General features: G+C 35.8%; 13 protein-coding genes and 2 tRNA genes. 7 read left to right on the top strand and 8 right to left on the bottom strand.

What is annotated here, in order from left to right; all coding sequences use genetic code 11:
- Nucleotides 1-34 precede the first annotated feature (34 nt).
- From L3V46_RS14750 to L3V46_RS14780, 7 genes are all read right to left on the bottom strand, one after another.
- Nucleotides 35-838: an AraC family transcriptional regulator gene (locus L3V46_RS14750; protein ID WP_239046109.1), complete on the bottom strand. Its 804-nt coding sequence runs from the start codon at nt 836-838 to the stop codon at nt 35-37.
- A 208-nt stretch (nt 839-1,046) separates the two neighbouring features.
- Nucleotides 1,047-1,123, bottom strand: a tRNA-Met gene (locus L3V46_RS14755).
- A 785-nt stretch (nt 1,124-1,908) separates the two neighbouring features.
- Nucleotides 1,909-2,130 (bottom strand): hypothetical protein, encoded by a 222-nt coding sequence (locus tag L3V46_RS14760; RefSeq protein WP_096733586.1) that lies wholly within the window; start codon nt 2,128-2,130, stop codon nt 1,909-1,911.
- A 180-nt stretch (nt 2,131-2,310) separates the two neighbouring features.
- Entirely contained in the window at nt 2,311-2,589 is a 279-nt protein-coding gene (locus tag L3V46_RS14765; protein WP_034614323.1) for a hypothetical protein, read from the bottom strand.
- 519 nt (nt 2,590-3,108) lie between these two features.
- On the bottom strand, nt 3,109-3,348 hold the full coding sequence (locus L3V46_RS14770) for a type II toxin-antitoxin system HicA family toxin (protein WP_239046110.1): 240 nt from the start codon (nt 3,346-3,348) through the stop codon (nt 3,109-3,111).
- A gap of 1 nt (nt 3,349) precedes the next feature.
- Nucleotides 3,350-3,766 (bottom strand): DUF1902 domain-containing protein, encoded by a 417-nt coding sequence (locus tag L3V46_RS14775; protein WP_239046111.1) that lies wholly within the window; start codon nt 3,764-3,766, stop codon nt 3,350-3,352.
- A gap of 222 nt (nt 3,767-3,988) precedes the next feature.
- Nucleotides 3,989-4,684, bottom strand: coding sequence for a metallophosphoesterase (locus L3V46_RS14780; protein WP_239046112.1), 696 nt, complete (start codon nt 4,682-4,684; stop codon nt 3,989-3,991).
- A gap of 603 nt (nt 4,685-5,287) precedes the next feature.
- On the opposite strand from L3V46_RS14780, the gene L3V46_RS14785 reads away from it, so the two are divergent.
- The gene (locus L3V46_RS14785; protein WP_239046113.1) at nt 5,288-6,484 is read left to right on the top strand and encodes an FAD-dependent oxidoreductase; all 1,197 of its coding nucleotides are present in this window, start codon (nt 5,288-5,290) and stop codon (nt 6,482-6,484) included.
- Between the two features lie 57 nt (nt 6,485-6,541).
- On the opposite strand, the gene L3V46_RS14790 is transcribed toward L3V46_RS14785, so the two are convergent.
- Nucleotides 6,542-6,617: transfer RNA gene (locus tag L3V46_RS14790), tRNA-Arg, on the bottom strand.
- A gap of 187 nt (nt 6,618-6,804) precedes the next feature.
- On the opposite strand from L3V46_RS14790, the gene L3V46_RS14795 reads away from it, so the two are divergent.
- From L3V46_RS14795 to mltB, 6 genes are all read left to right on the top strand, one after another.
- Nucleotides 6,805-7,740 (top strand): ABC transporter ATP-binding protein, encoded by a 936-nt coding sequence (locus tag L3V46_RS14795; protein WP_239046114.1) that lies wholly within the window; start codon nt 6,805-6,807, stop codon nt 7,738-7,740.
- Nucleotides 7,737-8,510 (top strand): ABC transporter permease, encoded by a 774-nt coding sequence (locus L3V46_RS14800; RefSeq protein WP_004820027.1) that lies wholly within the window; start codon nt 7,737-7,739, stop codon nt 8,508-8,510. Before L3V46_RS14795 ends, L3V46_RS14800 begins: the two co-directional genes overlap by 4 nt.
- A complete protein-coding gene (queF, locus tag L3V46_RS14805) occupies nt 8,510-9,334 on the top strand; it encodes an NADPH-dependent 7-cyano-7-deazaguanine reductase QueF (protein ID WP_239046115.1) in 825 nt (274 codons plus the stop codon). The genes L3V46_RS14800 and queF overlap by 1 nt, the downstream gene beginning before the upstream one ends.
- Nucleotides 9,335-9,351: 17 nt before the next feature.
- On the top strand, nt 9,352-10,002 hold the full coding sequence (locus L3V46_RS14810) for a hypothetical protein (RefSeq protein ID WP_004820022.1): 651 nt from the start codon (nt 9,352-9,354) through the stop codon (nt 10,000-10,002).
- A gap of 345 nt (nt 10,003-10,347) precedes the next feature.
- Nucleotides 10,348-11,490, top strand: coding sequence for a rod shape-determining protein RodA (rodA, locus tag L3V46_RS14815; protein WP_004722007.1), 1,143 nt, complete (start codon nt 10,348-10,350; stop codon nt 11,488-11,490).
- A 34-nt stretch (nt 11,491-11,524) separates the two neighbouring features.
- Nucleotides 11,525-12,526: a lytic murein transglycosylase B gene (mltB, locus tag L3V46_RS14820; protein ID WP_239046116.1), complete on the top strand. Its 1,002-nt coding sequence runs from the start codon at nt 11,525-11,527 to the stop codon at nt 12,524-12,526.
- Nucleotides 12,527-12,553 lie beyond the last annotated feature (27 nt).

Consider the following 12,553-nt stretch of genomic DNA (forward strand, 5'->3'; position numbering starts at 1 on the left):
AAATTGAACGAAACCGCTATATCACTTATAGCTTTTAATATGACAAAAGTAATATTGGCATTTGCTCAATGGATGGAATAAATTTTAATAGTGAAGGTTGAATGCCAAACATTTGTTTGCAGGTTCGACTAAAATGCGCCTGATCAGAAAAATGAGCGTGGTGAGCGATGCTGGTTAAATTAATATCCTGATCTATGGCTTGAAAGCTTTGTAATAAGCGTAACCATTTCCGATAACTACGATAAGAAATACCAAAATTGTCACTAAACCAATGACTAAAACGACTTTCTGAAAGATTGAATTGTATGGCGATTTGTTTCACTGTCAAATTCTGTTGATGGTTGAGAATAAGAAATTTTGCAAGACGCTCTTCTCTAACTGACTGAGCTTTGAAATTAGATTCACTGCAATAACTTAAAAGCTTTTGGAAAGATTCAAATGTTTGATTTTGTTCTATAAAACATGCTCTAAGAATAGCCACCAAACTTTCAGGCAATATCATAATCGACGAGTCTGGTTGTAGGTAAGCTTGTAAATAATGCTGAATGACATCAGCAAGAAAATGTGTTTGATCAATATAGATCGAACAGTAAGTTCCTGGTTGCAAATGATGTAAAGTATTTGCTGCGATATAGACCCCACTACTCCATATACAATAATCATCAGCAATAACTTGAATCCGCTCTCCCTGTTGTTTTGCAAAGCTTAACTGATGTGCGTGATGACGATGTGGAGAGTTATCACCAACAGCTCCCTCAAAATAGCCAATGCCATATCCAATTGCTATTCGGCCCATCCAATATTTAGCAGGTAATTTATATAGATTAGATTGAGCCATAGAATACTTAAGCTAAAAGTGAAAACTCATTAAATAACACTATTCTACTTATCTTCAAATACCCAGCATAAATAAGCAGATTGATTGAGTGCGCTTTTTATATCTTTGCTATTCTAAAGCGCTTAAATTCAATGCAATAAATTTTAAGTATAAAAAAACCTAGTAAGCATGAAGCAAACTAGGCTATAAACTTTGAATCTTTTTTCGTTGGTAGCGGGAGCTGGATTTGAACCAACGACCTTCGGGTTATGAGCCCGACGAGCTACCAGACTGCTCCATCCCGCATCAACGAAGTGACTTTATACGCCTTAAAGGCAAGTAATACAACCTTTATTCAATATATATCTCAAAAAGCCCTATTTAAGTATTCTATTCACACAATATTTATACTTTTATGCATTGTTTTTGTGTATGCATAGAAAAATATAAGAACAGAGAATTTTGGAGTGATTAGATTGAATCTCTTTTGCCAAATCCACAACATCATATTTAACACCAGACATCGTTAATTTTTATGCCATGACCCAAGTTGTTAAAGAGCAAAGCATCTCTAAGCATCTATCAATATATGATCCGCAACATAATAGAAAAATTATTTTCAACACATTTCAACATATTAAAATTCATAAAAGCCCACCTTGTGATGAGCTTTTAGGTCCATTTGTATTTACTTATACACCCATATCCCTAAAGGGATATTACCAAATAAATGGATAAGTAAAGTAAGAACAATAAACATAGAAAAGAAGAATGCGATGTTTATAGATTTAGATATCATGTAATCACCCTTATTTTATTGTTGTTGATTTTTTATACACTAATAACGTGAAATTTTCAATCATTAATATGGATAAATAAATCACATTAAAATCTATCGCTTAGTAAGCTGCTTAAATAGTAAAACATTTTGCAATAATTACTTCTCTCTTACCTTTTCTTATCGATACTTCCCTGTCTATAAATACCTCTTAGTATCTATAACAATTTTTTGCTATAAAAAAAGACGCTTTAAGCGCCTCACCACAAACTTCATTATTTACCACTCATTTCAACTTATATTGCTTATTCAGCTACTCAATCTCAAAAAAATGCTTTTCTGTGACTATTTTTATCTTTATTTCTTTATAATATCTAATCATTGGGTCATTCACATCTTTGCTGATCTTATCTAAAAACTTATTCTCTTTCATTAATTTAGAATAAGTTTTATAACCAATAACTAATCTTTGTGGATCCTTACTTTCTTTAAAATCATCAATTTGCTTATTGAGTTCTTTTAGATCGATACCCATGTTGGCTCCCCTCAATTGTTTTAAACAATATAACACTCATTTATGACATTTTTTGGCGAGTTAAGAAAAATTAAGCGATTAAAAATACCTCACATTTCTGTAAGGTATTCTTCAATATTTTGCTCTATCTTTCATCAATATTTAAAATAGCGGTCACTTCACTCTAGTGACTACATCAACTTATGATTCAGTGATAAATAAGGGATGATTCGCTTTATAAATCGCTAATTTTTTTATTTCATTTTCTAGATAGCCTTGTGGCTCTTCTTTCCATGTCACTTTTCCACTATCAAAATCAGAGTTACTTAAGGCCCAAGAAGAAATTAAACTGTAAATAAATGTGTTATCAGCAAAAATTAATTTTGTTCTATTGCTCTTATCGCTGGTAAATACTTTGTGTGTAGGTAAGGACCCAAATATACCCACGTGGGTATACAAATATGTAAAGGTTTCATTCATCGTAATGATTACTCTTGTCGTTAATCACTATACTACCGCATTCAGCTCTATTTTATGAACTTTGAGCAAAATTCAAAATCCTTAACCGCTTAAGGATTTTATTAAAAAAACAGCCCACTAAGGCTATGCTATGAATAATTGAAGCATTAAGGCAAAAAAAACCTGCATCTTTGGGGAAAGAATGCAGGCAAAAACCGATTATTCGGTAATAGGAGGAATACCTACTATTTTACTAGGGTTTCATTTTATTTGTCAGTGGCAATATATAACAAGTGCTATAGCTTGCTTTTAATTGGTGAAAAATACTCAATATGAAGGTGAATAAGAGGCTTTATTTTGTAAAATCGCGTCTTTGATTGATGTTCTTTGATACGACCATCATACCTTTCTATTGTTTTTGCCTACTGAGATATTCTCCTCTTAAGCAGCTGCAAATTTCTAAGTCAAAATATTTAAATTTTAATTGGCTGAGTGACCATTTAAATCACAAAGATGTGTGAATTTTTTATTATTCAAAAATTAGCTCCAATAAAAAACCCACTTGGTTAAGTGGGTTAGTACTAGATATATTTCATCGATGCCCGCTTGTTTAAAAATACCATTTGCAGTGTGTCTTGATTCAATTGTAACTGCTACTGGGAATTTTCTATCTGTTATTGGACTGTACCAAATCTCATGGCTACCTTTGCCTTGTCTTTCAAAATTACAACCATACAATAATAGTATTTCAATAACTTTATCGTAGAACCCAGCACCCATATTAAAGCACCACAGACTCTGTTATTTTATAATTCAGTGTGAATTTGTTTGATTCGACGGAGATATCATTTAATTCTATCAATTCCGCAGCTAAAAGCTTTACATTACTTATTAATTCTTCAAATGTTTTTGACTCTGTGACCAAGCTCAAACTATCACATTGAGCCACCCAAACTTTAGCCTCATCATCAAATAGTACATTTACGTCAAATGAATTAGAAAATAAATCTTTGCAAGTGACTGCCTTAAGCATAGCTCTTTCTGCATGAAAAGATTTTGAAAGTTTTTCTGCTTGTAATGCCAAACTCAACGCTGTAGAAAAACGATTTTTATTTCTTCTGTATCGAATTTTTACATCTGCATTTTCACCAATAGCAGCCTTTTTGACCTCTACATGGCGAACTTTAGATTTAGACATAATTAACCGATCTCCACTTCAGATCTTATGTGCATATTTTAATCAATTAAGTTAATAATTACCATGACAAATTCATCGTGCTCTTGCAAAAGTATGATTTTTGAAAGTTTTGCATAACACTAAACTCTTATAAATCACCCTTTATAACTGCTTATTTTTTGACTATTGTAAAAGGCTTATTGATCAAGCCATAATATTCATGGTGATGTCGATCCTCATCTCTTAAATCTTACTCAAATCTAAAATTGTCAGACTTCCGCAATACACTGCACCTGTATCAATGTAGTAGCAATTATCTCGCTTGATGGGCGTTGTTGTGACGGTATGCCCCATGATGACCAGATCCACACCTTGAACTTTAGTATATTTTGGATTCTTTAAATCAAAGCGTTCTCTGCCCCACATTGCAGCGTCTGTAGGTAATCGCTTAGCTTCAATTGCATATCTGACAGCATCAAAATGATTAAGATTATACTTAAACAAATCCCAATCATTTTGCTCAATATGCCCATGTACAAAACCAAACTTACGACCTTGATGTGTGATTTCAAGTGCAATCGGTAACTGATTAAATTTATTTATAATTTTATGTTGAGTTTGAGCATCCAAATCATAAAACCACTCTCCTCCATTGGCAATATGACAACGGCCAAAGGACTCATTAAACAAACCTTTAATACATAAGTCTTCATGATTCCCTCGAATTGAAGTAAACCAGGGTTGATCGATTAAATTCACACACTCAATATTTTGAATACCACGATCAACTAGATCACCAACAGCAACCAATAAATCGTTTTCAAAGTTAAAGCCTATCTCAATCAAGCGACTCATCAGCAAGTCGTAACAACCATGAATATCACCCACTACATAGAGCTTACCTTTGATTGCTTTATTCCAAATTTTGACTAAGTTCATGTCTTTGCCCTCTTAAGTGGATTTCCAATCCATCTACAACAATGTCTTATCTGTAAAAATTTTTTGCTGTACACCACATTGAGGTATAAATATTTTTGTTTACATAGCTTTGGCTAATTGATATGAGCTATATGACTCAGGATATTCATCACTGGATTTTTAAGTAAGTGTTCAAATAAAGCTTGGAGGAAATATAAATACTTAGAATGGTGTATTTTTTTTGATAAGGCTTATATAGTCAAAATGGCAATATCTTCATCTTCTAATTCAGCCATCTATAAAGGTATAAGCCGCCGCCATCATTTTTTAGCTTTTCTGGATTTTTCTTATAAGCTGAGATTTATATTCTTATCTTTGTACCTACTTAACAATGCAATTTTATTTTACGGTACATTAAAGAACTTTCATAAATCAAAAAATGATCATGTAGAGTGAATCATATTGGTATTGAAAGTTCCTTCTACCACTGGGAGAAGGCTAGGATGAGGGGGATTTTATCTCGATCTATGTTTTAAAATGGGCTTATAAAAGAAGTCTATTAATAAAAAAATAACTATTTAATAATTCATAAAAATATTTGTAATGCAACCAATAACGCAAAGAATGAAATCACTCCAATTTTTTAATTCTTTGATAGAATCATTTTATCATATTCAAAATAATATGAAATTTGATTTATTAATGCGACAGAAGCTCAAAATGAAAGAAAAAGAGATTGTTATTGTTGGTGCTGGTATTGTTGGCGTTACTCTAGCATGGTATTTCGTCACTTATTCTGATGCAGAAGTGACATTATTAGATCAAAAGCAGGCAGGAAGCGGTGTTTCCCAACATTCTTTTGCATGGCTTAATGTTTCATATGGGCGTCCTGATGCCTACCAAAAACTACGATCACAATCCTTGAATGAATGGCGAAGATTAGATGCAGAGATGCGTGGCGCATTGAAAATTCATTGGCGAGGTGCCATTAGTTGGCAGGAAACGAATGCAGAGACATTACAATTTATCCAATCCCACAGTGAGCAGTCTTTTAATGTCGAATCTTTAACAAAAGAGAATCTTGCAAAAAAAGAACCTTTGCTTGATAAAGCGCCGAATGTGGTTGCATTTGCTGGCGAAGAAGGTGCGATAGATCCTATCTGGGTGATTCAAACGCTGCTTCAGGATGCCATTAAAAAAGGTGTAACTTATTGTCCAGAAACGGAAGTTTCTAAAATATTACAAAATGGATCAGGTCAAACGATCGGTGTGCGTACTCAAGATAAGGATTATGTTGCGGATAAAGTCGTTTTAACAGCGGGAGTGGTTAATAAGGATTTACTGCAAACCATCAATATCGAATTACCTTTAGCATCTTTGCCAGCTATTATTATTCGCTTTAAGCATGAAAAATCAGATCAATTCGCACAGCATATTATCTCAACACCAGAGATGGAGATTCGTTCGATTGATTCAGAACATTTTTTAGCGGCAGAAGATTATATCGATGACACAGCAGTCAATACGCCAGAACTGATCGCTCTAAATGCTTTAAAAACTATTCAGGCACATTTTAATACGATAGCACCAGCATTAGCATCATCTATAACTGTTGATCACGTGGCTGTAGGAATGCGCCCTATCCCATTCGATGATATGCCCATTGTTGGTACGATGAATGATGACTCTGGACTTTATCTCATTTCAATGCATGCAGCAGTCACTCTCGCGCCTTTAATTAGTCGCTTGGCTATGCAAGAAATTTTATATGAGCAAGAAATTCCTGAATTATTTTCTTATCGTATCACGAGATTTCAGTGATCATGTGCCAATTTTACGCCAAGATATTCACTAAACTATTGATTTTATTTATAAATCTGGTACGCCCAGCGGGACTCGAACCCACTCCACAGGCTTCGGAAACCTGCACTCTATCCAGTTAAGCTATGGGCGCTTAAATTGAGAAGGCACATCATAACAAAAAAAACCGCGAGGTAAAGCATTTATAAAACAACTCTTTTGATTGATGCTCATGCTTTAAGCAATGTTGCATATTTGCAATGCAGAATTCCTCCTAACTTACTTGGTTTATTTAAAAAGATCGCTCACAATACACACTCCATAAACCAAGTGAGAATTTCATGACTGATGCTCTGACGTTAAGAGATTTATCTAAAACCTATAGAAATGGATTCCAAGCACTCAAAGGAATCAATTTGACTGTTCCAGAAGGAGAGTTTTATGCACTTTTAGGACCAAATGGCGCTGGTAAATCGACAACAATCAGTATTATCAGTTCCTTGGCGCGGAAAACCTCGGGTACTGTGGAAATTTTTGGTCATGATTTAGATACCCATCCTTCACATGCAAAGCAATGTCTAGGTGTTGTTCCTCAAGAATTTAACTTCGGTCAATTTGAAAAGATCTTTGACATTTTAGTCACTCAAGCGGGTTATTACGGTATTCCGCCTAAAATTGCACAACAACGTGCTGAAGAATATTTAGAAAAATTAGGTTTATGGGATAAGCGTAATACTCAAGGGCGTATGTTGTCTGGTGGTATGAAGCGCCGTTTAATGATTGCGCGTGCCATGATGCATGAACCTAAACTTTTGATTTTAGATGAACCCACTGCAGGTGTAGACATCGAGTTACGCCGTTCAATGTGGGATTTCCTTACAGAAATGAATGAAAAAGGCACTTCGATCATTTTAACCACGCATTATTTAGAAGAAGCAGAAATGCTTTGTCGTCAGATTGCGATTATTGACCGTGGTGTTATCAAAGAAGATACCTCGATGAAAGCGTTCTTAAACCAATTGAGTGAAGAATCTTTTATTTTCGATTTAGAAAATCCGATTGAACCGATCATGATTGATATCATTGGTGTGAAATTTAATCTGATTGACCCCATGACCTTAGAAGTCACGATGGATAAAGCGCATTCTTTAAATGATTTATTTCAACTTTTAGAAGCGCAAGGCATTCGTGTTCGCAGTATGCGCAATAAATCAAATCGTCTTGAAGAGTTATTTGTGAAACTGGTTGAGAAAAATCTTGAAGGAGTTGTAGAATGAATTTTACTCAACTACGTATTGCACTCTATACATTAGTTCAAAAAGAAATCCGCCGTTTTATGCGCATTTGGCCGCAGACCTTATTACCGCCTGCGATCACCATGAGCTTGTACTTTGTGATTTTTGGTAATTTGGTCGGTTCTCGTATTGGGCAAATGGGTGGATTTAGCTATATGCAATTCATCGTGCCGGGTCTCATCATGATGGCGGTGATTACAAATAGTTATGCCAATGTATCTTCAAGTTTCTTTAGTGCTAAATTCCAAAAAAGCATCGAAGAACTGATCATGAGCCCAGTTCCATTACATATGGTCTTGTGTGGTTATGTGATTGGTGGTGTTGCTCGTGGTGTTCTTGTTGGGGCAATTGTCACTGCAATGAGTTTGTTCTTTACTGACCTTTATATCCATAATATTTTCGTCACGATATATACCGTTATTATTACCTCACTCTTGTTCTCTTTAGGTGGTTTTATCAATGCTGTATATGCAAAATCGTTTGATGATATTTCGATTATCCCAACCTTTGTATTAACACCCCTCACCTACTTAGGCGGTGTGTTTTACTCGATTAGTGCTTTAAGTCCATTTTGGCAAAATCTGTCTTTAATTAACCCGATTGTATATATGGTCAATGCTTTCCGTTTCGGAATTTTAGGTCATAGTGATGTCAATGTTTCATTGTCTTTACTTATTGTGACTCTATTCTGTGGCGTACTGTATGCGATTGCTTACTATTTACTTTCTCGTGGTTCAGGAATGCGTGAATAATGTCTGTTGAAAAATCTTTATTGGGTAAAGAAACCGATTACCCAACTACCTATCAACCCGAAGTTCTTTTCCCGATCGCGCGTGCACAAGCGCGTGAGCAATATGCGGATGTAGCGGGTATATATAAAGGTCAAGATTGGTGGCATGTATTCGAAATTTCTTGGCTCAATAGCAAAGGGATCCCGCAAGTTGCCATTGGGCGTATTGCACTCCCAGCAACATCACCAAATTTGATTGAATCAAAGTCGTTAAAGCTCTACTTTAATAGTATGAACTTTACCCAGTTTGACTCTCATCAAGCTTTTATCAATACCGTTGAAAAAGACTTATCTGCTGCTGCACAAGCCCCAGTGACGCTAACTTTATTTCAAGTTGATGATTTAGAGATTAGCAAACCAACGGGTATTTGTATTGATGATCAAGAACCTGACCAGCTGGTCAATCATCCAAATGCAAGCCTTTTGGCCTTTGATCAAGAAAATACACAACACGGTGAAAGCGTTGAAATTCAACTGTATTCACACTTATTGAGAAGCAATTGCCCTGTGACTGGACAACCTGATTGGGGCACTGTTTTTATCCGATACCAAGGCGAAAAACCTTGTTATCGTAGTATTTTAGCTTATATTATCTCGTATCGTCAGCATAACGGTTTTCACGAACAATGCGTGGAACAAATTTTTGCCGATATTTGGCAAAATTTAAAACCTGAAAAGCTGATGGTGTATGCAACATATACACGTCGTGGCGGTTTAGATATTAACCCATGTCGTGTATCTGATGAATCATGGATGCCAAGCCCAATTCGATTGGCGCGACAATAAACATTGAGGTTGAAAACATGCCTTTTTTTGGTTTTGTACCTTCTGAAGAACTATTAAAGAACATTCAGACCGGTATTGAGAAAAAAAACTCTAACGAACCACTTTATCCTTTACGTGATCAAACTGCCTTACTCATTAATGAAGAAATTATTGATACGCTTTTGATTGAACTTGTTCGTCGCTTCCCTGCAAGTGACAAACGAGATACTGCTGAAAAATTAGCAGGCTATGTCAAATCGACTGTTGCTGTGTTACTTAAACAATTGTTAAGTAAGGCAGACAATGATGTGGTTCGTCAGTCTGTAGAGTTTTCAGAACGTAGTCTATTTAAAGATCCACAAGGCCAATTCCGTGTCGGTGTGAATTTAGACGCAAGTTTAGTCACCAATCTCAAAAATAGTTTTGCTGAAGTTCAAGCAAATGGGGATGTAAATCGCGCTGTATTGTCTGAACAATTCAAACAATTCTCAGATGCGACGATTAACCATTTTATGCGTGATTTTAATAAAACGCTGGATTTGGGTATGATCAAACGTAAGGCTGCGGATATTGGCGCATCTGCTGTAGGCAAAGCAGTGCATATGGCAATTGATAAGTTGATTCCAAATTTAAATAAAGATGAAATCACAGCTGTTGCAGAATATTACGATACTTTATTTTTTAATTGATCGTTAAAATTCAATTGGATTTTTAAATATAAAAAATGCCCTTCTTGGTAAGGGCATTTTTTTTGCATTTATCGAGTTATACTTTTTAGCTGTAGTAATTAACCATTAAATTCATAAACTTAAAATCAATATAAAATACTATCCCTAGATCCATCTAAGACCTTTTCAAATTCAAAACCATTTAATTCAATCTATTTAACCCACTATTTTCTAATTTAAATATTTCACGCTCAAAATAATCACAAAATTCAGATCATAATTTTGTTGCAAAGTATTGATATTCATTGCCTTCGGGGGGGATTGTGATAGCATGCGCAAAACACATTTCCCGCACAAAATAGACCAATGGCACCAAGCTCTCAATATAAATTTTTACGTCAATCTCCTCGTGATGGTCTAAGTACTGCCATGATCCCCTCACGCTGGCAAAAACTCCATATTGACCCTTGGTTGAGCTTATTTCTAATTTTAAACGCGATGCTCGGTTTAACCGTCCTTTATAGTGCGTCTGCACAAGATATGGGGCTGGTTTCCAAACAAGCCATGAGCTTTGGTATCGGTTTTCTTGTCATGTGTGGTTTAGCCCAAATTCCCCCTAAAGTTTATCAAGCTTTTGCACCTTACTTTTATTTGTTTGGACTGGTTTGCTTAGTCGCAGTTAAAGTGTTTGGTGAGGTTCGTATGGGTGCTCAACGCTGGATTGGGATTCCGGGTTTTGGCAGTGTACAACCCAGTGAGTTTTTAAAAATTGGTATGCCATTGATGATTGCATGGTTTTTATCTCGTAATCCTCTACCGCCTAGTTTTAAAAATGTGTTTTTATCACTGATCATGATTGGCATTCCTTTTATCCTGATTGCAGAACAACCCGATTTAGGTACATCACTGCTCATCTTAGCCAGTGGGATTTTTGTGCTATTTCTGAGTGGTCTTTCTTGGAAAATGATTTTAGGTGCAGTGAGTGCTGTTGCAGTGGTAATTCCAGTCGCTTGGGAATTTCTACTACATGACTATCAACGACAACGTGTTTTAACTTTATTTAATCCAGAAGCCGATGCCTTAGGCACAGGCTGGAACATTATTCAGTCTAAAACAGCGATTGGTTCGGGTGGCTTTATGGGTAAAGGTTATTTAGAAGGTACTCAATCGCACTTACATTTTTTACCTGAAGGTCATACGGACTTTATTATTGCCGCATTTTCTGAAGAATTTGGTCTGATTGGTATCCTACTTCTGATCATCATTTACTTTTGTATTATCTTTAGAACCTTTCAAATGAGTCTACAATGCTTCCATAATTTTGGGCGCTTGGTTGCTGGTACTTTTGCTTTGTCATTTTTTGTTTATGTATTTGTAAATGCGGGCATGGTCAGTGGTATTTTACCTGTAGTCGGTGTGCCATTACCTTTTATGAGTTATGGTGGTACTGCAATTATTACTTTAATGGCCACTTTTGGCATTGTGATGTCTATACATACACATCGTTAATTTTTTTATCATAAATAATTAGGAAATATAACCTATGTTTACTTTTGGGCTTTTACAGAAGGTTAAAAACATCACTTTTTGTGCAGCTGCATTTTCACTGACCAGTTTCTGCCAAGCCAATGATTTTGCCAGCAACCCTGAATACAATAATTTTAAAGCCAAAACCATGCAAACCTATGGTTTAAGTAGCGAACAAATTGATTGGGCAATGAACGGCTCACGCAATTTACCCAATATCATCAGCATTATGGAACGACCAGGTGAAAGTAAGCCTTGGTATCAATACAAAACTAATTTTTTAGCTGAAGGCACCATCCAACGTGGTGTGCGTTTTAAACAACAATATGCAGATACACTAAATCGCGCAGAACAGCAGTTTGGGGTGCCTCAAGCAATCATCCTAGGCATTCTAGGGGTGGAAACAGGTTATGGCTCAAATAAGGGCTCCTTTATCACCCGTGATGCACTTGCAACCCTCGGTTTTGGTTATCCCCGCCGTGCGCAATATTTCCAAGATGAGTTGGGTGCTTTAATTGCATGGTCATATAAAGATGGCGTTCCAACCAATTCGATTGTTGGGTCTTATGCAGGTGCAGTAGGTTATCCGCAATTTATGCCAAGTAATGTGTCTAAATTTGGCGTGGATTACGACGGAAATGGTCATGTTGACTTACGTAACTCTGCGGTCGATGCGATTGGTTCAATTGCCAACTATCTGGCTCAACATGGCTGGCAGCGTGATCGCCCTATTGCATTTTTAGCGCGTTATACAGGGAACAATCCTGAAGCGGTTATTGCAAAAGATTTAACTCAGCCTGTTCCCTATGGATCACTTAAAAATTTAGGGATTTCTCCATTAAATCCAATCGTCAAAATTGATGACTTAGATTTGGTTAATGTGATCCAATTACAGGACAGCAATGGCCCTATTTATTATATTACTTATCCTAATTTTCAAGTGATTTCGACATATAATAGAAGCCGTATGTATGCCACCGCTTTATGGCTTTTAGGCACCGAAATTGTAAGTCGTTAAGACTTGCAATCTCCTAAACAATAAATA

This window comes from Acinetobacter sp. AG3 (genome assembly GCF_022343575.1).
In the GTDB taxonomy this organism is placed as follows: domain Bacteria; phylum Pseudomonadota; class Gammaproteobacteria; order Pseudomonadales; family Moraxellaceae; genus Acinetobacter; species Acinetobacter guillouiae.